General features: G+C 68.7%; 17 protein-coding genes and 3 pseudogenes. 16 read left to right on the top strand and 4 right to left on the bottom strand.

The window, feature by feature from the left end:
- The first annotated feature begins 68 nt into the window (after positions 1–68).
- From ACZ3TS_RS19830 to lpdA, 3 genes are all read left to right on the top strand, one after another.
- Positions 69–989 (top strand): NmrA family NAD(P)-binding protein, encoded by a 921-nt coding sequence (locus tag ACZ3TS_RS19830; RefSeq protein ID WP_467619504.1) that lies wholly within the window; start codon positions 69–71, stop codon positions 987–989.
- A gap of 351 nt (positions 990–1340) precedes the next feature.
- Positions 1341–2093 carry an SDR family NAD(P)-dependent oxidoreductase gene (locus ACZ3TS_RS19825; RefSeq protein WP_467619502.1) on the top strand — a complete coding sequence of 251 codons (753 nt, stop codon included), beginning with the start codon at positions 1341–1343 and terminating at the stop codon, positions 2091–2093.
- A gap of 390 nt (positions 2094–2483) precedes the next feature.
- Entirely contained in the window at positions 2484–3881 is a 1398-nt protein-coding gene (gene lpdA / locus ACZ3TS_RS19820; protein WP_467619499.1) for a dihydrolipoyl dehydrogenase, read from the top strand.
- Here the strand turns inward: lpdA and ACZ3TS_RS19815 are convergent.
- A pseudogene (locus tag ACZ3TS_RS19815) lies at positions 3871–4964 on the bottom strand (LLM class flavin-dependent oxidoreductase). The gene lpdA and the pseudogene ACZ3TS_RS19815 sit on opposite strands and share 11 nt — an antisense overlap.
- Before the next feature lie 388 nt (positions 4965–5352).
- Here ACZ3TS_RS19815 and ACZ3TS_RS19810 point away from each other — a divergent pair.
- Positions 5353–6162 (top strand): SGNH/GDSL hydrolase family protein, encoded by an 810-nt coding sequence (locus ACZ3TS_RS19810; protein ID WP_467619497.1) that lies wholly within the window; start codon positions 5353–5355, stop codon positions 6160–6162.
- Between the two features lie 50 nt (positions 6163–6212).
- On the opposite strand, the pseudogene ACZ3TS_RS19805 reads toward ACZ3TS_RS19810, so the two are convergent.
- Positions 6213–6583, bottom strand: a pseudogene (locus ACZ3TS_RS19805) (ArsR/SmtB family transcription factor).
- Between the two features lie 333 nt (positions 6584–6916).
- Here ACZ3TS_RS19805 and ACZ3TS_RS19800 point away from each other — a divergent pair.
- From ACZ3TS_RS19800 to ACZ3TS_RS19780, 5 genes and pseudogenes are all read left to right on the top strand, one after another.
- Complete coding sequence (locus ACZ3TS_RS19800) at positions 6917–8002, top strand: S-(hydroxymethyl)mycothiol dehydrogenase (protein WP_467619496.1); 1086 nt, start codon at positions 6917–6919, stop codon at positions 8000–8002.
- A gap of 8 nt (positions 8003–8010) precedes the next feature.
- Positions 8011–8188 (top strand): annotated as a pseudogene (locus ACZ3TS_RS19795) (MBL fold metallo-hydrolase); the annotation flags it as partial.
- A 332-nt stretch (positions 8189–8520) separates the two neighbouring features.
- Complete coding sequence (locus tag ACZ3TS_RS19790; RefSeq protein WP_467619494.1) at positions 8521–8883, top strand: bifunctional 3-phenylpropionate/cinnamic acid dioxygenase ferredoxin subunit; 363 nt, start codon at positions 8521–8523, stop codon at positions 8881–8883.
- Positions 8880–10079 (top strand): NAD(P)/FAD-dependent oxidoreductase, encoded by a 1200-nt coding sequence (locus ACZ3TS_RS19785; protein ID WP_467619492.1) that lies wholly within the window; start codon positions 8880–8882, stop codon positions 10077–10079. The genes ACZ3TS_RS19790 and ACZ3TS_RS19785 overlap by 4 nt, the downstream gene beginning before the upstream one ends.
- Before the next feature lie 129 nt (positions 10080–10208).
- A complete protein-coding gene (locus ACZ3TS_RS19780; protein WP_467619489.1) occupies positions 10209–11342 on the top strand; it encodes an aromatic ring-hydroxylating oxygenase subunit alpha in 1134 nt (377 codons plus the stop codon).
- Between the two features lie 99 nt (positions 11343–11441).
- Here the strand turns inward: ACZ3TS_RS19780 and ACZ3TS_RS19775 are convergent, their stop codons facing one another.
- Positions 11442–12239, bottom strand: a complete 798-nt coding sequence (locus ACZ3TS_RS19775) for an IclR family transcriptional regulator (RefSeq protein ID WP_467619487.1) — start codon at positions 12237–12239, stop codon at positions 11442–11444.
- Positions 12240–12390: 151 nt separating this feature from the next.
- Between ACZ3TS_RS19775 and betA the strand changes: the two genes are divergently transcribed.
- On the top strand, positions 12391–14061 hold the full coding sequence (gene betA, locus ACZ3TS_RS19770; protein ID WP_467619485.1) for a choline dehydrogenase: 1671 nt from the start codon (positions 12391–12393) through the stop codon (positions 14059–14061).
- Between the two features lie 3 nt (positions 14062–14064).
- The gene (locus tag ACZ3TS_RS19765) at positions 14065–14901 is read left to right on the top strand and encodes a methylenetetrahydrofolate reductase (RefSeq protein ID WP_467619483.1); all 837 of its coding nucleotides are present in this window, start codon (positions 14065–14067) and stop codon (positions 14899–14901) included.
- Positions 14902–14997: 96 nt separating this feature from the next.
- Here ACZ3TS_RS19765 and purU read toward each other — a convergent pair whose 3' ends face one another.
- Positions 14998–15870, bottom strand: coding sequence for a formyltetrahydrofolate deformylase (gene purU / locus ACZ3TS_RS19760; RefSeq protein WP_467619480.1), 873 nt, complete (start codon positions 15868–15870; stop codon positions 14998–15000).
- Between the two features lie 219 nt (positions 15871–16089).
- Between purU and ACZ3TS_RS19755 the strand changes: the two genes are divergently transcribed.
- The 5 genes from ACZ3TS_RS19755 to ACZ3TS_RS19735 all read left to right on the top strand — a co-directional run bounded on the left by ACZ3TS_RS19755 (position 16090) and on the right by ACZ3TS_RS19735 (position 24652).
- Entirely contained in the window at positions 16090–17559 is a 1470-nt protein-coding gene (locus tag ACZ3TS_RS19755) for an aldehyde dehydrogenase family protein (RefSeq protein ID WP_467619478.1), read from the top strand.
- A 20-nt stretch (positions 17560–17579) separates the two neighbouring features.
- A complete protein-coding gene (locus ACZ3TS_RS19750; RefSeq protein WP_467619476.1) occupies positions 17580–18671 on the top strand; it encodes a quaternary amine ABC transporter ATP-binding protein in 1092 nt (363 codons plus the stop codon).
- Complete coding sequence (locus tag ACZ3TS_RS19745) at positions 18671–20647, top strand: ABC transporter permease (protein WP_467619473.1); 1977 nt, start codon at positions 18671–18673, stop codon at positions 20645–20647. Before ACZ3TS_RS19750 ends, ACZ3TS_RS19745 begins: the two co-directional genes overlap by 1 nt.
- A gap of 13 nt (positions 20648–20660) precedes the next feature.
- Positions 20661–21626, top strand: a complete 966-nt coding sequence (locus tag ACZ3TS_RS19740; RefSeq protein WP_467619471.1) for an ABC transporter substrate-binding protein — start codon at positions 20661–20663, stop codon at positions 21624–21626.
- A gap of 587 nt (positions 21627–22213) precedes the next feature.
- Complete coding sequence (locus tag ACZ3TS_RS19735; protein ID WP_467619468.1) at positions 22214–24652, top strand: GcvT family protein; 2439 nt, start codon at positions 22214–22216, stop codon at positions 24650–24652.

The following is a 24652-nucleotide window of genomic DNA, read 5'->3' as shown; positions in this document are numbered from 1 at the left end:
AAGCCGCCGGTCAACCCCTCGGCCGGCGAGTCGGTCACTCGGCCGATACGACACCTCCCGGAGCCTTCATGGTCGACAATCCACTGATCCTCGTGACCGGAGCGGCTGGAAGCGTGGGCTCGGTGGGACGGCTGGTGGTCGAAGGGCTCCGGCAACGGGGCCAGACCGTGCGTGCCCTCGTCCACCGTGAGGACGAGCGCTCCGAGGCTCTCCGCTCCATGGGCGCGGAGGTGGTGGTGGGAGACCTGATGCGCGCCGCGGACGTCGTCCGGGCGCTGGACGGCTGTCACCCCATGTATTTCGGCATGAGCGTGTCGTCCCAGTACTTGGAGGCGGCGCTGGTCACCGCTGCTGCGGCACGCGAATCCGGACGTCTGCAGGCATTCGTCAACATGTCGCAGATGACCGTCTCCCAGATGAACCTCACCAGCACAGCCGAGTCGATGCAGCAGCATCAGCACTGGCTCACCGAGCAGGTCCTCAACTGGTCCGGGCTCCCTGTCACCCACGTTCGGCCGACGGTGTTCATGGAGAACCCGTTGTTCCGCATCTTCTGCTTCGCTTCGATCATGCGGGACTGCACCATCCGGCTTCCCTTCGGGACAGGACGCACTTCGCCTGTGGCGGCCCGGGATGTCGCCGCAGTCGTCACCTCCATCCTCGTCGACCCGTCGCCGCATATCGGTCATGTGTACGGGCTGAGTGGGCCCGTCTCGCAGGACATGTCAGCCATGGCAGAGGAGTTCGCATCCGCTCTCGGGCGCCCCGTCACCTACGTCGACACGCCCTACGAACAGTTCCTCAGCGAACTACGACGACAGGACCTTCCGGAGCACGTCGTCGATCATCTCGCCACCATGGCGCGCCTGCACGCGCAGAACCGCTACGACCGCGTCTCCCATGACGTCGAGAAGGTCACCGGACGACCCCCGTGGGGTGTACGGGAGTTCGTCGAGAACAACCCCGAGCTGTTCCAGGCGGCTGCGTGAGTTCGCGCACCCGTGGCAGGGCCCTGAGCCGCACTCGGAATTCCGGCTATGCGCGGCAACGGCAGGACGCGCCACAGTCCTGACGAAGGGCGGCTATAGGTGTGACTTTTGGCGGCACGCACGCCGTGAGCAGGCCTTCGCCGGGATGGCGCGCACTGCCGCGGCCTCGATCGCGCAAATCCCCTTTGCGCTTATGGCGGCCACAGGAATCGCCTATGGCCGAGACGGAATCCGCCACGACAGCGCGGTGCTTTCGACGCATGTCAGCTCACGAACGAGATGACGGGACAGCGGACGCGGCACGGCCGTACCCCGTTGCTCTCCCATTCCGAATGCGAAGGAACCGACCTCATGGGTTCTCTTGATCTGGCCGGACGTGTAGCGCTGGTCACCGGAGCGACCAGCGGCATCGGCGCCGCCACCGCCGCGCTGCTCGCCGAGCGGGGTGCGCATGTCCTGGTCGCGGGCCGGGACCGCTCCCGCGGTGAGTCCGTGGTCGACACCATCCGTGGCCGAGGCGGCAAGGCCGACTTCGTCGCCGCGGAACTGCGCACCGCGGAGTCGGTGCGGCAGCTGGCACGGGAGGCCGTCACACTGGGCGGCGGCCGTGTCGACGTTCTGGTCAACAACGCGGGCATCTTCCCGTTCGGCCCGACGGACCAGACAGCGGAGAGCGACGTGGACGCCGTCTACGACGTGAACGTGAAGGCCCCGTTCCACCTGGTGGCGGCCCTGGCCCCGGCGATGGCCGAACGTGGGCGAGGGGCGGTCGTGAACGTCAGCACCATGGTCGCCGAGTACGGCGTCGCGGGAATGTCACTGTACGGATCGAGCAAGGCGGCACTGAACCTGCTCACCAAGGCGTGGGCCGCCGAGTTCGGCCCGCGTGGGGTGCGGATCAACGCCGTGGAGCCCGGCCCGACCCGTACGGAGGGCACCGTCGGCATGGGCGAGAGCCTGGACGCCTTGGCCGCGGAGGCTCCGGCCGGCCGACCGGCCGCCCCTGAGGAAATCGCGGATGTGATCGCCTATCTGGCCAGCGATGCGGCGAGCTTCGTGCAGGGAGCGGTGGTGCCCGTGGACGGGGGTCGTACGGCCGTATGACGCCCTCGTCGCCGGGCTGTCGAAGGGAGGCTGCACCGGCGCGTCACGGACGAACCGCTGACGGTCGACCGTCTCATCGCCACGCGGTCGCGTAGTCGCCCGCTCGCCGGTACCACGAACCCCACGTGATGCGGTGTCGTCGAGCACAGGAAAACATGGAGACGACACCGGACGTCTCTCCATGGCGGCAAGTGGCGGATCGCCGAGTGATCCGCGCATACGGGCCACAGGCTCGCCCGACCGGGCCGCGGCAGAAAGGACACACCGGCGGTCCGGCCAGGACGGCTCTCCCCGACTTTCCTGGCCGGACCGGCCGGCCTGTGCATTCGTGAACTCCCCTCCCGCTCCAGTGGAGATCGATGTCCGTCTCAGCAACGGTGAGGTGGCGTGATGAACACAGACTTCGATGTCGTCGTCCTCGGAGCCGGTCCGGGCGGGTACGTGGCGGCCATCCGCGCCGCCCAGTCGGGACTTCGCACAGCCATCGTTGAGGCCCGGTTCTGGGGCGGTGTCTGCCTGAACATCGGGTGCATCCCGGCCAAGGCGCTTCTGCGCAATGCAGAGGTAGCGCAGTTGATCCTGCAAGACGCCGACAGGTTCGGTGTCAAGATCAGCGGCGATGTGAGTCTGGACTACCGGAGCGCATACGCACGTAGCCGTGTGGTGGCCGAGGGACGCGCCAAGGGCGTCACCTATCTCATGCGCAAGAACAAGATCACTCAGTTCGAAGGCCAGGGGATCTTCCTCGACCCCCACACCATGCAGGTGCGGATGCGTGACGACGAGGTGATGCTGTCCTTCCGCTTCTGCATCATCGCGACGGGAGCGACCGTGAAGCTGCTTCCTGGGACGACGCTGGGCAAGCGCGTCGTCACCTTCGAGGAGCAGATTCTCGCCGACACCCTCCCAGCGAGCCTGGTCATCGCCGGTGCCGGGGCCATCGGGGTTGAGTTCGCCTATCTGCTCCGGGCCTACGGTGTCGAGGTTACCTTGGTCGAATTCCTCGACCGGATCACGCCGTTGGAGGACGAAGAGGTCTCCGCCGAGCTCACCAAACGCTTCAAACGGCAGGGAATTCACGTGCTGACCTCGGCCCGTGTGCAGTCCATCGAGGAATCCGCGGACGGTGTCCGCGTGGTGGTCCAGCAGGGCGGTGAGCAACGGTTCCTCGAGGCCGAGAAGGTTCTGCAGGCCACGGGCTTCCAGCCGCGAACGGCCGGTTACGGCCTGGGCGCCGCCGGCGTCCGTCTCACTGAGCGAGGAGCCATCGATGTCGACGGGCACTGCCGCACGAGCCAGTCGCACATCTTTGCGATCGGCGACGTCACGGCCAAGCTCATGCTGGCCCACGCAGCCGAGGCGATGGGCATCGTGGCCGCCGAGAGCATCGCGGGCGTGGAGACCATGGAGCTGGACTATCGCATGATTCCGCGCGCCACCTTCTGCCAGCCCCAGATCGCCAGCTTCGGGTGGACCGAGAGCGAGGCGCGTGGCGCGGGTTTCGACGTCCGGGTGGCGAAGTTCCCGTTCACGGCCAATGCGAAGGCGCACGGATTCGGCGACACGGCCGGATTCGTGAAGCTGGTCGGTGACGCCCGCTACGGTGAACTGCTAGGCGCCCACCTGATCGGTCCTGATGTGACAGAACTGCTTCCGGAGTTGACGTTGGCGCAGAAGTGGGATCTGACGGTGAATGAGCTTGCCAGGAACGTCCATGCGCATCCGACGCTGAGTGAGGCCGTCCAGGATGCTCTGCACGGCCTCGCGGGCCACATGATCAATCTCTGAAGCCTTGCACGTGCGCGAGCTCCTCGGCCGGCGCGCCGTCCGTCTCCCGTAACAGTTCGATCGCCCTGGCCAAGATGTCGAGCCGGGCCTGGAGCGTCTGTCCTGCCGGCTAGAGACGGACGGTGTCCACGCCGGCGTCGCGCCACACCCTGAGCCGTTGCCGCACCATGGATTCGGTGCCGATCAGCGTCGTCCCCAAGACCATCTCGTCGGTCACCAGGCCGGCGGCACCGTCCCGGTCACCGGCCTGCCACCGCGCTCGCACCTCGGCGGCGACCTCGGCCCAGCCTTGGCGGCTGTAGGCGTTGTTGTAGAAGTTGGTGGACGCGGTGCCCATGTCCCCCAGGCTGACGGCCAGTTCCTTCTTGCGCCTGGCGGTCATCGCGCCGAGTGCCTCCTCGTCGGGTGCGAAGGCGACCTCTGCGCCCTGGCAGATGTCCAGGTCCGCGCGCGTGCGCCCGCTGCGGGCCAACCCGTTGTCGAGATGGGCGAAGTAGGCCTCGGCCGCTCCTTCGGGCACGAAGCTCGTTCCCAGCCAGCCGTCGGCGACTTCCCCGGTCAGCCGCAGCATGGCCGGTGACAGCGTGGTCAGGTAGACGGGGATCTCGTGCTCCGGGCGCATCGACAGTCGCATCGGAGCCCCCTCACCATCTGGCAGCGGAATACGGAACTCGGCACCCTCGTAGGAGAGTTTCCCCCATCGAGCACCCGGTGCACGATCTCCACGGTCTCGCGCATGCGCCTCAGCGGCCGGGCGAAGGAAACCCCGTGCAGGCCCTCGATCACCTGTGGGCCGGAGGCACCCAAGCCGAGCAGGAACCGCCCGCCGGACAGATTGGACAGAGGGATGGCGGTTTGTGCGACGGCCGTCGGAGTGCGGGTTCCCACCTGCATGATGCCGGATCCCAGCAGGATCCGGTCGGTGAGCGCGGCGTAGTAGCCGAGCGCGGAGGGCCCGTCGGATCCCCACGCCTCGGCCACCCAGCGCACGTCCAGGCCGAGCGTCTCGGCTTCGACAACGAAATCCGCCTGCTCCGACCAGGGTTCACCGCCGGAGGCCTCGACAGTGGTGGCCGTACGCATCACTTCTCCGCCCGCTTCTTGATCTGCTCCAGTGTGGCGGTGATGCTGTGCTCGAAATCGCGCAGTCGCACGAACACGATCTTCTGCTCCTTCTCGGGCACGCGGTCGATCGCCAGGGAGAGACCGGAGCGGCCGGGGGCCCAGCTGCATCCATTCCGGTCGCATACACCTGCTGCGCCGCGACGCGGACGCTGCCAGCGGAGTGACGGCCGTCCGGGTGATTGCCCACTCAGGGAACGCAACGCCGGCGTCCCGCTGCGCCGGGGAGAAGTCCCGCGCGGTGCAGGACGCTTCGGAAGCGGGCCTGGCCGTGGAGCTGCTCAACACGGCTGACCAGGGGACGACGGCCATGACAGCCGGGGCGAACGGGCCGTGCTAAGGGAGGAGTATGAGACAGTCTCGAATCGCGGTACGTGTGTCCTCGCTCCTCCTCGCCGCCGCCTGCACCTTCACCGGTGCCTCGACGGCGCAAGCGGTCCCGCAATCAGTGCCCAGGGGCTACGTGGCCCTCGGCGACTCCTACTCCGCCGGGGTGGGAGCCGGCAGCTACATCGGCTCCAGCGGCGACTGTCTGCGCAGCAGCCATGCCTATCCCGTCCTGTGGGCCGCGGCCCATTCACTGTCGTCGTTCAGCTTCGCCGCCTGCAACGGCGCTCGCACCACTGATGTCATGGCCGGCCAGCTCGGCCCGCTCAGCCGCCGTACCGGCCTGGTCAGCCTCACCGTCGGCGGCAGCGACTCGGGCTTCTCCCATGTCATGACGACCTGCGTGCTGCGCGGCACCCTCGCCTGCGTGTCCGCCACCGCCGAGGCGCGCACGTACATGGACACCACCCTCCCGTCCGACCTGGACCGTCTCTACCGGGCCATCAGGAGCAAGGCCCCCGCCGCCCGCGTCGTGGTACTCGGCTATCCGCGCCTGTACAGGATCAGCGGCACCTGTGCCGTCGGCCTCTCCGACACCGCGCGATCCGCCGTCAACGACGCCGTTGACCACCTCAACACCGTGACCGCCAAGCGGGCCGCCGACCACGGGTTCACCTTCGCGGGGGTCAGCACCGCCTTCTCAGGGCACGAGATCTGCTCCACCAGCCCCTGGCTGCGCAGCGTCAACCTGCTCGCGCTCACCGAGTCGTACCACCCCACGGCAGTCGGGCAGTCCCGCGGCTACCTTCCCGTCTTCACCGGCTCGGCCTGAACACCGCGTCCGGCCCACGGGCGCCGAGCAGCGGCGACAACCGCCGAAGGTCAGGAGGATCGGCCCGCGCTGCCCGGCGCCAGAGCCGGCTGAAGCTCGGCCTGGCAAAGTCCGGCCGGCAACTCGCTTTGCCCGGCGAGCAGTTCCGTCAGGACCCGGCCAGCCGCGCTCAGCAGTTCGGCGACGTGTCCGCCGGCGAGCGCGTAGCTGACGGTGGAGCCTTCCCGGATGGACAACCACGATTCCGGACCGGCGCAGTACGGTCAATTGCTGCGAAAGGCTGGAGGGTTCGATCTCGATCTCGCCGAGCAGATCGCGCACGGGGACGGGACCGCTCTGCAACAGCTCCGGGCCCCGGATGCGCACCGGGTGTCCGAGCATGCGGAAGAACTCGGCCTTGGCCTGGTAACGGGACCTGCATGGGGCGGCCAGAGCGTCCGCCGTCCTGCCGGTGCCCCGGACTCTACGTACTGTCCGCGGTGGGCAGCCGAACAGTTCCGGGACTGGCGTAGGTAGCTCCTGAATGGCGGTTGGCGCGGGATTTCTTGATCGCTTACACACGACGAGTGACCACGGCATGAACTGCTCGGCGGCGCGCGTCAGCACCCGCGTCCCCTCGGGCCTGTCGCCGGTGAAGACGTGGACGGATCCTTGACCGCCGGTCGGCGCTCCACGATGCTGTGTTGCAATACACGAGATAGGTGCCGTAATAAGCAACATTCGACTCAGGTCTCGTACCAGCCGAGGAGTGGCCATGACTCACCACGTCCGTGCTGTCGTCGCGCGGAGCAAAGGTTCCCCCGTCAGCCTGGAAACGATCATCGTGCCCGACCCGGGCCCGGGCGAGGCACTGGTCAGGGTCGAGGCCTGCGGCGTCTGCCACACCGATCTGCACTACCGCGAAGGCGGCATCAGCGACGACTTCCCCTTCCTGCTGGGGCACGAGGCGGCGGGCGTGGTGGAGTCGGTGGGCGAGGGAGTCACGGACGTGACGCCGGGTGACTTCGTGATCCTGAACTGGCGCGCGGTGTGCGGCCAGTGCCGCGCCTGTCTGCGCGGTCGGCCGTGGTACTGCTTCAACACGCACAACGCGACGCAGAAGATGACCTTGACCGACGGTACGGAGCTGTCGCCGGCCCTGGGCATCGGTGCCTTCGCCGAGAAGACGCTGGTGGCGGCCGGGCAGTGCACCAAGGTGGACCGGGCCGCGTCGGCGGCTGCCGCCGGGCTGCTGGGGTGCGGCGTGATGGCGGGCATAGGCGCGGCGATCAACACCGGCAATGTCTCACGCGGCGACAGCGTGGCGGTGATCGGCTGCGGCGGTGTGGGAGACGCGGCGATCGTCGGATCGAACCTGGCGGGCGCGGCGAAGATCATCGCGGTGGACATCGACGACCGCAAGCTGGCCACCGCCAAGAAGCTGGGAGCGACCCACACGGTCAACGCCAAGAAGACCGATCCCGTCGAAGCGGTCCGGGAGCTCACCGGCGGGTTCGGCGCCGACGTCGTCATCGAGGCGGTGGGCCGCCCGGAGACGTACCGGCAGGCCTTCTACGCCCGCGACCTGGCCGGGACGGTCGTGCTGGTCGGCGTTCCGACCCCGGAGACGAAGCTCGAACTGCCGCTGTTGGACGTCTTCGGCCGCGGCGGGTCGCTGAAGTCCTCCTGGTACGGCGATTGCCTGCCCTCGCGGGACTTCCCCATGCTCATCGACCTCTATCTGCAGGGGCGCCTGGACCTGGACGCCTTCGTCACCGAGACCATCGCGCTGGACGAGGTCGAGAAGGCCTTCGAGCGCATGCACCACGGCGACGTCCTGCGCTCGGTGGTGGTCTTCTGATGGCCGGCGCGGGCGGGCCGGGGGCGACGGGAAGGTCGTACAGCGACTTCCCCACCCTCATCGACTCGATCCGGGGCCGCCTGCTGACTCTCCCGGGCGAACGTCGTGCACACCGGCCATGGGGAGACCACCACCATCGGGGCTGAGGAGCACCACCTTCAGGCGTGGATCGACCGCGGCTTCTGACCGCCGGGCGGGGGCGTCCTCGTACCCCTCCGTCACCCCGGCGCAGGAGCCGGGACCACCGTGTTCGGCGGTCCCGGCTCCTGCGTCGCGAGACCCGGTGGTCCCGCGCGCCCTTTTCTGACTCTTTCCTTCTCGTCTGCCGCTCCCGCCGGAGTCGTCGGCGCCCATTTGGCCTGCCCCCATTCGTCGTTGAGGGCGCTGCGAAGTGTGCGAAAAACAAGGCCTGGAACCGACTCAACCCGGCCCTTGGACGCCTTGACAACGGTTCAGGGGGGCCCGCAGACTGACGTTGCGCTAATCGCAATCCGTTTCGCTATACGCACCGAGGTGTCATGATGATTCCCGCGTGCCGTCTCGCGGATCTGCCGCGAGGCGAGGCCTACCGGCTCGACATCGACCCGCCGGTCTCGGTGTTCCACACCGACGACGGCGACGTCTTCGCCATCGACGACACCTGCACCCACCAGGACGCCTCGCTCGCCGACGGCTGGCTGGAGGGCTGCGAGGTGGAATGCCCCTTGCACGCCTCCAAGTTCGACCTCAGGACCGGCGCCGTCGACGCCCCGCCGGCCAAGCTCCCGGTCCGCACCCACGAGGTCGTCGTCGAGGACGGCATGATCTACGTCCGGGTGTCGACGGAGGCGCCCAATCTGCCGCCCTGCGTCGTCTCCCGCCTCGCCGGAGGCCCCGCGTGAGGACCGTGGCCGTGGTGGGCGCCTCGCTGGCAGGTCTTTCGGCGGCGCGCTCGCTGCGGAAACGGGGGTTCGACGGCCGGCTGGTCGTCATCGGCGACGAGCCCCACCGCCCGTACGACAGGCCGCCGCTGTCCAAGGAGTTCCTGGCCGGTGCCATCGGCGAAGCGGATCTGGCACTGGAGCGGGACGACGAGGACCTGCGGGCGGAGTGGCTGCTGGGCACCCGCGCCACCGGACTCGACAGGGCGCGGCGCGCCATCCGGCTCGCCGACGGCCGGGAGATACATGCCGACGGTGTGGTCATCGCGACCGGGGCGGCCGCGCGCAGGCTGCCCGGCACCGACGGCCTGGCCGGGGTGCACGTGCTGCGCACCCTTGACGACGCACGCGGTCTGCGGGACGAACTGACCCGGGGCGGACGGCTGGTGGTGATCGGCGGCGGATTCGTCGGCGCCGAGGTGGCTTCCACCGCGTACGCCCTCGGACTGGACGTGACGGTCGTCGAGTCGGCGCTGACACCGCTGGCCGGACCGCTCGGCGAGGCCATGGGCGGCATCGTCTCCGCCCTCCACGCCGACCACGGTGTACGGCTGCTGTGCGGCGTGGGGGTCAAAGGGCTGAGCGGCGACGAGCGGAGCGACATGGGGGTCCCCCCTGACGGCGTCCGGGGGAGGGTCGACGCCGTGCTGCTCGAGGACGGCCGCAGTATTCCCGCCGACACCGTCGTCGTCGGCGTGGGCGCGCGTCCCTGCGTCGACTGGCTGGAGGGATCCGGCGTCGCGCTCGACAACGGCGTCACGTGCGGTGCCGACGGCCGCACCAGCCTTGCCGGTGTGGTCGCCGTGGGCGACTGCGCCAACTGGTACGACCCGTACACCGGAATGCGCCGCCGTGTCGAGCACTGGACCGGTGCCATGGAACGGCCCGACGCCGCCGTGGCCGCGCTGCTGTCGTGGGGGGCGGCGGAACCGGGCGTGCCCCGGCCGCCGTACTTCTGGTCCGACCAGTACGGCGTGAAGATCCAGTTCGCCGGTCACGCCGCCGGTGCCGACAGTGTGACGGTCGAGGAAGGCACCACCGACGACCGCAGTTTCCTGGCCGTCTACCGGCGTGCCGGCCGACCGGTCGCCGTGCTCGGGATGAACCAGCCGCGGCTGTTCACCCGCTGGCGAAAGCAGCTCACCGCCGCCGCTTGACACCGCCGAAGCGGCATCTCATGCTGCGTTGCACATAACACGCAACGTTGCTCCATACACAACGCCGTCCGAAGTCGCTCTTCCCGGCGCGTGAATGACCGATCCACGACGTTCTCCGAGGAGTGCACCGTGACCTCGACAAGCCTGCCGGACAGCCTCATCGCCACCCTTCCCGGTTCCTACTACACCGACCCGGGCATCTTCGCCCAGGAACAGGAGCGCATCTTCGAGACGATGTGGTTCTGCGTCGCGCGCTCGTCCGACCTGCCGAAGCCCGGCGCCTTCCGGACGGTGGACGTGGGCCGCGAGAGCATCCTCGTCACCCGCGCCCGGGACAACTCCCTTCGCGCCTACTTCAACGTCTGCCGGCACCGCGGAGCCAAGCTCTGCACCGAGGAGTCCGGCGAGGTCAAGCGCGCCTTCCAATGCCCGTACCACGCCTGGACGTACGACCTGTCGGGCAAGCTCGTCGCGGCCCCCAACCTCACCAAGATGCCGGACGTCGGCCGCACCGAGTACGGCCTGGTGAGCGTGGCCGTCCGCGAATGGCTCGGCTATGTGTGGGTCTGCCTGGCGGAGAATCCGCCCTCCTTCGAGGAGGACGTGATCGGCGCGGTCGTCGCCCGCCTCGGCGACCTGGAGTCGATCGAGCACTACGACATCGACAACCTCGCGGTGGGCAAGCGGATCGTCTACGACGTGAAGGCGAACTGGAAGCTCATCATCGAGAACTTCATGGAGTGCTACCACTGCGCCACGATCCACCCCGAACTCACCGAGGTGCTCCCCGAGTTCGCCGACGGCTACGCCGCCCAGTACTACGTCGGCCACGGCGCCGAGTTCGGTGAGGAGGTCCAGGGCTTCACTGTCGACGGCTCCGCGGGCCTGGAGCGCATCCCCGGGGTGTCCGAGCAGCAGGACCGCCGCTACTACGCGATCACCATCAAGCCGCAGGTCTTCATCAACCTCGTGCCCGATCACGTGATCTTCCACCGCATGTATCCGGTGGCCGTCGACCGCACGGTCGTCGAGTGCGACTGGCTCTACCTGCCCGGTGTGGTGGACAGCGGCAAGGACGTCAGCAGGTCCGTGGAGCTCTTCGACCGGGTCAACCGCCAGGACTTCGACGCCTGTGAGCGCACCCAGCCCGGAATGAGCTCCCGGCTGTACACCAAGGGCGGTGTGCTCGTGCCCAGCGAGCACCACATCGGCGCCTTCCACGACTGGGTGCACGACCGCCTCGGCACCCGGCAACCGGAGTAACGCGGACCGAGCACCCGTGGCCCGCGCTCGCCGCCATGCGGCCTGCCACCCGCGCATCCTCCGGCCCGCACAGGCCGGCCGCGGCGGCGTACGGACCGCTCAGCCCAGGAAGCCCATCCGGTGACTGATCTCTTCGGCACCCTTGAGCAGCACGGGAGCGAGCTCGTACATGCGCTCCTCGGTGAACCGGTAAGAGGGCCCGGAGGCGCTGATCGCCGCGATGACCTCACCGTCCCGGTCGCGGATCGGTGCGGCCATGGCGTGCAGCCCGATCTCCAGCTCCTCCAGCGTCCAGGCATAGCCTCGCTCCCGTGCCTCGGCGAGGTTCTTCTCGAGCTTCGTCTTCGAGGTCAGGGTGTGCGCGGTCGCCTTCTTCAGACCGGCCTCCGACAGCAGCGCGGCGCGCTCCTTGGCCGGCAGGTGGGCCAGCAGGATCTTGCCGCTCGAGGTGGCGTGCAACGGGGTCAGCTGGCCGACCCAGTTGTGCGCGGTGACGGCCGCCGGACCACGCACCTGGTAGAGGTTGATCGCGTAGTGCTCCTGCATCACGGCGATGTTGACGGTCTCGCCGATCTCCTCGGCCAGGCGCTCGCAGACCGGACGTCCCTGCTGAGTGATGTCGATCCGTCCCGTGACGGCGCCCGCCAGGCGTACGATGCCGAAGCCGAGCCGGTACTTGCCGCGCTCGCCCGACTGCTCCACCAGACCGCGCGCCTCCAGGGCGCCGAGCAGGCGGAACGCGGTGGACTTGTGAACATCGATCTCGGCGGCCACTTCGCTGACGCCCGCCTCGCCGCGCTGGGCCAGGATCTCGAGGACGCTGATGGCGCGGTCGACGGACTGCACCCCGCCGGCTTGCGAACCTGTCGTTTCGGTATCCGGACTGTAGTTGCTCATAGCGAAACTATACGCGCAGTAAACAACGTCGACGCAAGTAACCCGACCGAAACAACGACCCGGCAGGTTGCGCTGCTCGCAACCTAGTGCGTATAGCGCTACCCGTACTAGCATGCCTCGCGTATCGACAGCGCGAGCGAGACGAGGCAGCATGGCTCCTCAGCAGTACGACTTCGTCATCGTCGGCGGTGGATCGGCCGGCAGCGCCCTTGCGAACCGACTCTCGGCCGACCCCGGAAACCGGGTGCTGGTACTGGAGGCGGGCCGGTCCGACTACCCGTGGGACGTGTTCATCCACATGCCCGCGGCGCTGACCTATCCGATCGGCAGCCGCTTCTACGACTGGAAGTACGAGTCCGAGCCCGAACCCCACATGGGCGGCCGGCGCATCTACCACGCGCGCGGCAAGGTACTGGGCGGCTCCAGCAGCATCAACGGCATGATCTTCCAGCGCGGCAACCCCATGGACTACGAACGCTGGGCCGCCGACCCCGGGATGGAGACCTGGGACTACGCGCACTGCCTGCCGTACTTCCGGCGGATGGAGAACTGTCTCGCGGCCGACCCCGACGACGAGTTCCGCGGCCACGACGGCCCCCTCGTCCTGGAGCGCGGCCCCGCCACGAGCCCGCTCTTCACCGCCTTCCTCGAGGCCGTCCAGGAGGCCGGATACGCCCGCACCGAGGACGTCAACGGATTCCGACAGGAGGGGTTCGCCCCCTTTGACCGCAACGTCCACCGCGGCCGTCGGCTGTCGGCGTCCAAGGCGTACCTCAAGCCCGCGATGAGGCGGCCCAACCTCACCGTCAGGACCCGGGCCCTCGTCACCCGGGTCCTCTTCGAGGGCAAGCGTGCCGTCGGCGTCGAGTACCGGCACGGGCGCGGTGCGCCGCAGCAGGTCCGGGCCGGCGAAGTGATCCTGTGCGGCGGAGCCATCAACTCCCCGCAGCTGCTGCAGCTCTCCGGTGTGGGCAACGCCGCCGAACTGGCCGCCCTCGGCATCGACGTCGTCCACGACCTGCCGGGCGTCGGCGAGAACATGCAGGACCACCTGGAGGTGTACGTCCAGTACGCCTGCAAGCAGCCTGTCTCCATGCAGCCGTACATGGCGAAATGGCGCGCGCCCTTCATCGGACTGCAGTGGCTCTTCCGCAAGGGTCCGGCCGCGACCAACCACTTCGAGGCCGGCGGCTTCGCCCGCAGCAATGAGGACGTGGACTACCCCAACCTGATGTTCCACTTCCTGCCCGTCGCGGTCCGCTACGACGGCTCCTCACCCGCGGGCAGCCACGGTTACCAGGTGCATGTGGGGCCCATGTACTCCGACGCCATCGGTTCCGTGAAGATCAAGAGCAAGGATCCCCGGGAGCACCCGGCGCTGCGCTTCAACTACCTTTCCACCGACCAGGACCGCCGGGAGTGGGTGGAGGCCGTCCGCGTCGCCCGCACGATCCTGAACCAGCCGGCGCTCGCCCCGTACAACGACGGCGAGACCTCGCCCGGCCCGTCCGTCGAGACCGACGAGGAGATCCTCGCCTGGGTCGCCAAGGAGGGCGAGACAGCCCTGCATCCCTCCTGCACCTGCAAGATGGGCACCGACGAGATGTCCGTCGTCGACCCGCTGAGCATGAGGGTGCACGGGCTGGAAGGCCTGCGTGTGGTGGACGCCTCGGTGATGCCGTACGTCACCAACGGCAACATCTACGCGCCGGTGATGATGATCGCCGAAAAGACGGCGGACCTCATCCTCGGCAAGGAGCCGCTGCCGCCCTCCAAGGCCGCCTACTACCGCCACCGCGACGCCCAGAAGCAGGCCGGGTAGGCCTTGGGCGCCGAGGCCCTGCGGGCGCTGCTCGGCCGCGTCCGCTACGAGGTGCTGCCGGGGAAGGCGACCGAGGAGAAGGTCCTCGCCCATGTCCCGCACGACGTCGTGGTCACGGTCACGGCGTCGCCGGTCAAGGGACTGGAGCCGACCCTCGGGCTCACGGAGCGGCTCGCTGCGCACGGCCGGTGCGTCGTCCCGCACGTTCCCGCGCGTCTGCTGCGGGACGACGCGCACCTGAAGGACGTCGTCGACCGGCTGTGTACGGCGGGCGTCGACGACGTCTTCCTTCCAGCGGGTGACGCGGATCCACCGGCGGGCACGTACGACGGGGCACTGCCGGTGCTGCGCAGGCTGGGCGAACTGGGCGGGCCCTTCGCGCACATGGGGATCACCGGCTATCCGGAGAGCCATCCGCTCATCCACGACGACATCACCATCCAGGCCATGTGGGACAAGCGCGCGCACGCCACGTACATCGTCAGCAACCTGTGCTTCGATCCGCGCGTGCTCGGCGCCTGGATCGCCCGGATCCGTCACCGCCACGTCACGCTGCCCGTGCACGTGGGCGTCGCCGGACCCGTGCAACGGGCGAAGCTGCTGTCCATGGCCACGAAGATCGGGGTCGGTGAGTCCACCCGCTTCCTGACCAAGCACGCCTCCTGGTTTCTGCGATTCGCGGCACCCGGGGGCTACGCGCCCGAAAGGCTGCTCGCACGCAGCGCGGAGGCGCTCACCGCACCCGCGGCGGGAGTGGCGGGACTTCACCTCTTCACCTTCAACCAGATCGCGGAGACGGAGAAGTGGCGCCGCGCTCTGATGGACCGGTTGGGCGGCTGAGGTCGGTGCAGGGCCGAATGCAGCCGTATACAAGCGTCGGGCGGGGCTGAACTCCCGAGGAGAATCCAGCCCCGCCCGGCTCGTCGTATACACGGCTCAGCGGAAGACCACCGTACGGTTGCCGTCCACCATGACGCGGCTCTCTGTGTGCCACTTCACCGCGTGGGCCAGCACCTGCGCCTCCACGTCTCGGCCGACCGTGACGAGATCATCGGGGTCGAGGGAGTGGTCCACCCGGACCACGTCCTGCTCGATGATCTGGCCCTCGTCCAGGTCCGGCGTCACGTAGTGCGCGGTCGCGCCGACCAGTTTCACCCCGCGCTCATACGCCTGCTGGTAGGGGCGCGCGCCCTTGAAGCTGGGCAGGAAGGAGTGGTGGATGTTGATGGCGCGGCCCTCCAGCTCCTTGCACAGGTCGTCGGAGAGGATCTGCATGTAACGGGCCAGGACCACGAGGTCGATGTTCAGCTCCCGTACCAGTCCCAGCAGGCGCGCCTCCGCCTCGGGCTTGGTGCCCCTCGTCACCGGGAGGTGATGGAAGGGGATTCCGTAACTCTCCGCCAGGCGCTCGAAGTCCCGGTGGTTGGAGACGATGGCCGGGATCTCGATGTTGAGCGCACCGGCGCGGCAGCGGAAGAGCAGATCGTTCAGGCAGTGGCCGAACCGGGACACCATGATGAGGGTCCGGGTCGGGGTCGAGGCGTCCCGGAGGGTCCAGGAGATTCCGTAGGCCTCTGCGACGGGGCCGAATCGGTAACGCAGATTTTCCAGGTCGACGTTCGGATCGGAAACGTCGAAGTGAACCCTCATGAAGAAACGGCCCTGACGCCGATCATCGAACTGCTGGCTCTCGAGGATGTTGCCGGAGTTCCTGACGAGAAAGCCGCTGACGGCATGAACCAGTCCGGCCGTGTCCGGACACGAGAGAGTGAGGACGTACTCACGGCCGGGATGCGGTCCAGGGGACATACGAGGCCTCCATTGGTGCGCATTGCACAACATGGTGAGCGATGCGCAACATGGTTGAGGCCGGTGGGGCCCGCGGTCAAGAGCGACAGGGCAACTGCCCCTATGGCCGAATCGGGATCCGCCAACCCCTTGACGTATGTCCGTTCATTCGGCCAGGGTGTTCCACCACCAGCAATTCAATGCACGATGCGCAACGCATTCGGTCGAAGGGCTCGGCGCGTGGCAGATCTGTATGTGGACGGAGAATGGCGCGCCCCGGCGGCCGACGGCCATCGCGAGATCCGCTGTCCGGCGGACGGTACGCGCGTGGCGACGGTGTCCGAGGGGACGCGTCCCGACACCGAAGCGGCGATCGCCGCCGCCCGGCGCGCCTTCGACGCCGGCCCCTGGCCGCGCACCCCCGAGCGTGAGCGCGGCGCACTGCTGCTGCGCACCGCCGACATCCTCGAGCGCGACGCCAAGGAGTTCGCCCGCGCCGAGTCGCTGGACACCGGCAAGCGGCTGGTCGAGAGCGAGTACGACATCGCTGACGTCGTCTCCTGTTTCCGCTATTACGGCGGCATCGCGGGCACCAGCGCCGGCCGGGTGGTCGACACCGGCCGCGACGACGCCCTCAGCCGGGTCACCTACGAGCCCGTCGGTGTCTGCGGACTGATCACTCCCTGGAACTACCCGCTGCTCCAGGCGTCGTGGAAGGTCGCGCCCGCTCTCCTGGCGGGCAACACCATCGTGCTCAAGCCCAGTGAACTCACCCCGTCCACCTCGATCCTGCTGATGCGGGCCCTGCACGAGGCGGGACTCCCGGCCGGTGCCGCCAATCTCGTCCTCGGCGCCGGAGCCGAAGTGGGCGCGCCGCTGTCCGAGGACCCGGCCGTGGACCTGGTGTCGTTCACCGGAGGCCTTCAGACCGGACGGCGCATCATGGCCTCCGCCGCCGCGACCGTGAAGAAGGTCGCGCTGGAACTCGGCGGAAAGAACCCGAACGTCGTCTTCGCCGACGCCGACTTCGAGACCGCCGTCGACTTCGCGCTGACCGCCGTCTTCCTGCACTCCGGGCAGGTCTGCTCGGCCGGCGCCCGGCTGATCGTCGAGGACTCCCTCCACGACGCCTTCGTCGACGAACTCGTACAGCGCGCCCGGCTCATCCGCCTCGGCGGGCCCTTCGACCCCGAGGCGGAGACCGGGCCGCTGATCTCCGCGCAGCACCGTCAGAAGGTCGAGGCATACGTGGCGGCCGGCCTCGCCGAGGGCGCCGTACTGCGCTGCGGCGGCGAACGTCCCGACGACCCAGCGCTGGCGAACGGCTTCTACTACCCGCCCACCGTCCTCGACGAGTGCCGGCAGGACATGCGCGTGGTGCACGAGGAGTCCTTCGGCCCCGTGCTCACCGTCGAGCGCTTCCACGACGAGGACGACGCCGTCCGCATCGCCAACGACACGGAGTACGGACTCGCCGGTGCCGTCTGGACGCAGGACGCGGGCAAGGCCCAACGGGTCGCCCGGCGACTGCGCCACGGCACGGTGTGGATCAACGACTACCACCCCTATGTGCCGCAGGCGGAATGGGGTGGCTTCGGGCACTCCGGCGTGGGCCGGGAGCTGGGACCGACCGGCCTGGACGAATACCGAGAGCCCAAGCACGTCTGGCAGAACATCCAACCCCGGCCGCAGCGCTGGTTCCGCGGCTGAACGCCGAAAAGAGGTCGATCATGACCCCAACACAGACCGAGGTGTCGCAGCGGCGCGGCACGTCCCAGGATCCCGAGGACCGGGCCCCGGTCATCTCCGTGCGCCGGCTGTGGAAGGTGTTCGGGCCGAAGGCCGACCAGGTGCCGGGCTCCGAGGAGTTGTGCGGGCTGACCCGCCGCGAGCTCATGGACCGCACCGGATGCACCGCCGCCGTGCGCGACGTCGACTTCGAGGTCTCGCCGGGCGAGGTCTTCGTCGTCATGGGCCTGTCCGGCTCCGGCAAGTCCACGCTGGTGCGATGTCTGACCCGCCTGATCGAACCCACCGCGGGCGAGGTCGTCTTCGAGGGCGAGGACATCCGCGGCGCCGACGCCAAGCGGCTGCGCGAGCTGCGGCGCAGCAAGTTCTCCATGGTCTTCCAGCACTTCGGGCTGCTGCCACACCGCAAGGTCGTCGACAACGTGGCGTTCGGCCTGGAGATCCGCGGCATGAGCAAGGCCGAGCGCACCGAGCGGGCCCTGGAGGTGGTCGAACTGGTGGGGCTGGCCGGATACGAGAACTCCTACCCCGACCAGCTCTCCGGCGGTATGCAGCAGCGCGTCGGCCTCGCCCGCGCCCTCGCCGGCGACCCGGACGTGCTCTTCTTCGACGAACCGTTCTCCGCGCTCGACCCGCTGATCCGCCGCGACATGCAGAACGAGGTCATCCGTCTGCACCACGAGGTCGGCAAGACCATGGTGTTCATCACCCACGACCTGTCCGAGGCGCTCAAGCTCGGCGACCGCATCCTCATCATGCGCGACGGCAAGATGGTCCAGTGCGGCACAGGCGACGAACTCGTCGGCGCCCCCGCCGACGACTACGTACGGGACTTCGTCCAGGACGTGCCGCGGGGCGACGTGCTGACCCTGCGCTGGATCATGCGTCCGGCGGAGCCCGACGACGCCCTCGACGGCCCCGAACTCGGCCCGGACGTCGTGATACGCGAGGCCACCCGGGCCGTGCTGGCCGCCGAGAAGCCGGTCAAGGTCGTCGAGAACGGCAAGCTGCTCGGCATCGTCGGCGACGAGGAGATCCTCTCCGTCGTCGCCGGGCAGGAGGGCGGTGTCTGATGGCCGTCGCCGCCGACGCGACCGCGCCGGTCGCGACCCTGCGCAATAAGGTCGGCCGCCCCATGGTGGTGGCGGCGATCCTGATCGTCTGGCTGGTGCTCTTCGCCCTGCTGCGCGGCCGGCAGACGCTGACCCTCGCGGCGGCCGACCTCACCGCTCTGCACCGCTGGTTGAACGACGTCAACGACACCATCGGCGCCAACCGGAACTCCAACCCGCTCTTCCTCTACTTCTTCAATGAGATCCGCCTGGTCATCGACAACCTGGTGACCTTCATCCAGTCCCTGATCTCCCAGCCGACGGGCAGCCGCCCGGTCCCGCAGATCGGCTGGCTCGGCGTCGTCGGACTCACCGGCTACGTCTCCTGGTCCGTGGGCAACTGGCGGGTCGCCCTCCTGGCCGTGGCCGGCTTCACCTTCTTCGGGCTGCAGGGCCTGTGGCAGGAGAGCATGGACACGCTCGCGCTGACCCTGTCGGCGGTCTTCGTGGCACTGCTCATCGGCATCCCGCTCGGCGTATGGGCCGGCCTCTCCGACCGGTTCAACCGGATCATGACGCCCTTCCTGGACTTCATGCAGACGATGCCGACGTTCGTCTACCTCGCACCGCTGACCCTGATCTTCCTCATCGGAGGGGCCTCCGCCACGATCACCACGGTGATCTACGCGGCCCCGCCCGCGATCCGCATCACCGCGCACGCCATCCGCTCCGTACCGGAAACCACCGTCGAGGCCGCGGACTCGATGGGCTCGACACGACCGCAGCAACTGCTGAAGGTGCTGCTGCCGATGTCCAAGCGCACGGTGGTCATGGGCGTCAACCAGACCATCATGGCCGCCCTGGCCATGGTGACCATCGCCGCGCTGATCGACGCGCCCGGCCTCGGCAAGACCGTCGTGCAGGCCCTGCAGTCGCTCGACGTCGGCACGGCCTTCAACGCGGGCCTCGCCATCGTCGTCATGGCCATCGTCCTCGACCGGGTCACCACCGCGGCCAGCGCACGCGAGGAGGCGGCCCGCCGCTCCGAGAGCCGCTTCCTCACCTGGCGGCGACCGCTGCTGATCGGGGGCGGAGTCGTCGCGGCGGTGCTGGTGTACCTGTCGCACACCTACGTCTGGGCGGCCGAGTTCCCGGGTCAGGGCGGCGTCGGCAGTGCCATCGCGAGCGCGGCGGACACCGCGACCACCTGGCTGCAGGACCACGTGTCGGGCGTCACCAATGCCTTCCGGGACGCCCTCACCAACGGCCTGCTCAATCCCTTCCAGACGCTGCTCACCGACTCCCCCTGGTGGCTGGTCGGCGCCGCGCTGGTCGGGCTCGGCACGGTGCTCGGCGGCCGACGCGCCGGGGTCACGGCCGCCGTCTGCGTGGGGCTGCTCGTCGCCACGGGTTTGTGGTCGGACGGCATGACGACGCTGGCCTCGAGCATCGTGGCGACGGTGCTGGTGATGCTGCTCGGTGTGACCTTCGGCGTGTGGATGGGACGCAGCGCGCTGGTGGACCGGCTTGTGCGGCCCACCTTGGACGCGGCGCAGGTCATGCCGCCGTTCGTCTATCTCGTGCCGTTCCTCGCGCTCTTCGGCGCCACGCGTTTCACCGCGATCGTCGCGGCCGTCGTCTACGCGGCGCCCGTCGCGGTCAAGATCATCGCGGACGGGGTGCGCAACGTGCCGGAGACCACCGTGGAGGCGGCCACCTCCGCCGGATGCAACTCCTGGCAGATCATCACCAAGGTTCAACTGCCGATGGCACGCAGCGCCCTGACCCTCGCCACCAACCAGGGCCTCATCTACGTGCTGTCGATGGTTGTTGTGGGCGGGCTGGTAGGAGCCGGCGCCCTCGGCTACGACGTCGTGGCCGGATTCTCGCAGGGAGAGCTGTACGGCAAGGGGCTGGCGGCGGGACTCGCCATCGTACTGCTCGGAGTCATGTTCGACCGGATCACTCAGGCTGCGGCGCGACGCACCGGCGCATAAGGAGCACGACACCATGGCAAGACACTGGCGAGCCGGCGCGGCCGGCCTGGCCGTCCTCGGTCTCACCCTCACGGCCTGCGGAGGCGCGAAGGTCGGCGACAGCTCCTCCGCGGGCGGCTCGAAGAGCTCGGGCAAGTGCGGGACGTTCAACCTGGCCGTCAATCCGTGGGTGGGCTATGAGGCGGACGCGGCGGTCGTCGCGTACGTCGCGCAGCACGAACTCGGCTGTACGGTCAACAAGAAGGACCTCAAGGAAGAGATCGCGTGGCAGGGCTTCGGGACCGGCGAGGTCGACGCCGTCCTGGAGAACTGGGGCCACGACGATCTGAAGAAGAAGTACATCACCCAGCAGAAGACCGCCGTCGAGGCCGGGCAGACCGGCAACAAGGGCATCATCGGCTGGTACGTGCCGCCGTGGCTGGCCAAGGCCCACCCGGACATCACCAACTGGCAGAACCTCAACAAGTACGCCTCCAACTTCAAGACCTCCGAGTCGGGAGGCAAGGGCCAGCTGCTCGACGGCGACCCGTCGTACGTCACCAACGACGCGGCGCTGGTGAAGAACCTGAAGCTGGACTTCAAGGTGGTGTACGCGGGAAGCGAGACCGCGCTCATCCAGGCCTTCCGTACCGCCGAGAAGAACAAGCAATGGGTGATCGGCTACTTCTACGAGCCGCAGTGGTTCCTGTCCGAGGTACCGCTGGTGAAGGTGTCCCTGCCGAAGTACACGGCGGGATGTGACGCCGTCGCCGACAAGGTCGCCTGCGACTATCCCGTGTACGACCTGGACAAGATCGTCAGCACCGGTTTCGCCAAGTCCGGCAGCCCTGCGTACAACCTGGTGAAGAACTTCCACTGGACGAACGAAGACCAGAACACCGTGGCCAAGTACATCGCGCAGGACAAGATGTCGGACGACGCGGCGGCGAAGAAGTGGGTCGACGCGAACCGCGACAAGGTCGACGCCTGGCTGAAGTAGCGCCGGGGGGAGCCTGGTTGGTTCAGGGCGGGGCCCGCCTTCTTCGCCCCGCTGTCCCCTACCCGTCCCCAGAGGCTCCGCCCCTTCGACCCCGCCGGGGTGCTGTCCCTGCACCCCGGCGGGGGCTGCGTCCTCTGCACGCTTTCGCGGGGCTGCGCCCCCGCACCCGCTGGGCCTTCGCCCCAGATCCCGTTCGGAGGCGAGCTCCCGCTCCTCAAGCGCCGAAGGGGTTGAACTTTTCCCGGCCGGCGCCTGATTTTTCAGCCGTCCGGCGTTTGAGGACGAGACCGTCAGGCCGAAGCGGAGGGCTGGGGCGGCAGCCCCCAGGGACAGGAAGGGACGGGTAGGGGCGGCAGGGGCGAAACCCGCTCGAGCAGCACCCCGAACCCCCCGACGAGGCCCGGCAGGCCGCCAACGCAGCCTGCCGGGCCTCGTCGCGTCCGGCGTCGCGTCCGGGCTCTTCACCGACGTCACGGACCCCTTGACACCCAACCTCACGCCAGGCACATTGAGTTGCGCAACCTGAATCATGTTGCGCAGACAGCAACTGAACCGGCTCGGCCGGTTTTCAATTCGGAGGTGCGGCGATGGCGGGACCCCGAGTGGTCATCATCGGAGCGGGTGTCGTGGGAGCGGCCCTCGCCGACGAGATCTCCGCGCGAGGCTGGACCGAAGTGACCGTGGTCGACCAGGGCCCCCTCCCGGCCACCGGAGGATCCTCCTCGCACGCCCCTGGCCTGGTCTTCCAGACGAACCCCTCCAAGACCATGACGGAACTGGCCCGCTACACCGTCGAGAAGCTCTGCTCCCTCGACGTCGACGGCAAGCCCTGCTTCCTGCAGGTCGGCGGCCTCGAAGTGGCGACCACCCCCGAACGCCTCGCCGAACTCCACCGCCGCCACGGCTGGATCACCGCCTGGGGCATCGAGGCCCGGCTGCTGAGCCCCGAGGAGTGCGTGGCGCAGCACCCGCTCGTGAACCGGGACAAGGTCCTCGGCGGCCTCCTGGTACCGACGGACGGCCTCGCCAAGGCCGTCCTCGCCGTCGAGGCGCAGATCCGCCGGGCCACGGAGCGTGGTGTGCGCTTCCTCGCCCGCCACGAAGTCCTCGACGTGCGGCAGAGCGAGGGCCGTGTCACCGGTGTCCGCACCGACCAGGGCGAGATCCCCGCCGACATCGTCGTGTGCTGCGCCGGCATCTGGGGTCCGAGGATCGCCCGCATGGTCGGCATGGACCTCCCGCTCACTCCGCTCGCCCACCAACTGGCCTGGACCGGACCGATACCGGCGCTCGCGGGCCGGACCGAGGAGGCCGTACGTCCGATCCTGCGGCATCAGGACGCCGACCTCTACTACCGCGACCGCTTCGACACCCTCGGCATCGGCTACTACGGCCACCGCCCGATGCCGGTCTCCGCCGACGACATCCTGTCCGTCGACGAGGCCGAGCAGATGCCGTCGGTGCTGAAGTTCACCGAGGAGGACTTCGAGGACGCGTGGGCCGAGACGCAGTCCCTGCTGCCCGCGACCAAGGAGGCCAAGGTCGAGGAGGGCATCAACGGCCTCTTCTCCTTCACCCCAGACGGCTATCCGCTCCTCGGTGAATCCCGGGAGGTCAAGGGCTTCTGGGTCGCAGAGGCCGTCTGGGTCACCCACTCCGCCGGCGTGGGCCGGGCCGTCGCCGAATGGCTGGTGGACGGTCACTGCTCGTCCTTCGACCTGCACGAGTGCGACGTCAACCGCTTCGAGCCGCACCAGCTGGCCCCCGAGTACGTGCTGGCCCGCGACTGCCAGAACTTCGTCGAGGTGTACGACATCCTGCACCCCCTCCAGCCGTCCGGGAAGCCGCGCCCGATCCGGACGAGCCCCTTCTACGCCCGCCAGCAGGAACTCGGCGCCTTCTTCCTGGAGGCGAACGGCTGGGAGCGCCCCCAGTGGTACGAGACCAACGCCCCCTTGACCGAGGGCCGCAGCATCCCGACCCCCAACGACTGGGCCGCGCGCTACTGGTCACCCATCGTGGGAGCGGAGGCCCAGGCCACCCGTGAGACCGTCGCCCTGTACGACATGACGGCCCTCAAACGTCTCGAGGTCAGCGGACCCGGCGCCGCGGCGTTCCTGGAGCGCCTGTCCACCGGGAAGGTCGACAAGTCGGTCGGCTCCGTCACCTACACCCTGCTGCTGGACCACGACGGCGGCATCCGCAGCGACATCACCGTCGCCCGGCTGGCCCGCGACCTCTTCCAGGTCGGAGCCAACGGCAACGTGGACCTCGACTGGTTCACCCGCCACCTCCCTTCCGACGGCTCGGTCGTCGTACGCGACATCACCCCCGGCACCTGCTGCATCGGCCTATGGGGACCGCTGGCCCGCAAGGTCCTCCAGCCCCTGACGGACGCGGACTTCTCCAACGACGGCCTGAAGTACTTCCGCGCCAAGCGCGCCCACATCGGCTCCGTGCCGGTCACCGCGATGCGCCTGTCGTACGTCGGTGAACTCGGCTGGGAGCTGTACACCACCGCCGACCTGGGTCTGAAACTGTGGGACACCCTCTGGCAGGCGGCCCGGCCGCTGGGAGGCATCGTCGCGGGCCGCGGCGCCTTCAACAGCCTCCGCCTGGAGAAGGGTTACCGCTCCTTCGGCACCGACATGACCTACGAGCACGACCCCTACGAGGCCGGCCTCGGCTTCGCAGTCAAGCTCGACAAGGAAGACTTCATCGGCAAGGCCGCCCTCGAACGGCGCAAGTCCGAGGTGCGGCGCACGCTGACCTGCCTCACCATCGACGACCCGCAGGCCGTCGTCATGGGCAAGGAGCCCGTGTACTGCGGCGACCGTGCCGTCGGCTATGTCACCAGCGCCGCCTACGGCTACACGATCGGCAAGGGCATCGCCTACGCCTGGCTGCCGACGGAGCTCGCCACCACCGGCACCGCCGTGTACATCGGCTACTTCGACCAGCGCGTCGAGGCGGTCGTCGCCGAGGAGCCCCTGTTCGACCCGACCATGTCCCGCCTCCGTGGCTAG

The organism is Streptomyces sp. NPDC022910, from assembly GCF_055561075.1.
The sequence above is the reverse complement of the archived record's forward strand: the minus strand, read 5'-3'. Positions and strand labels throughout refer to the sequence as shown.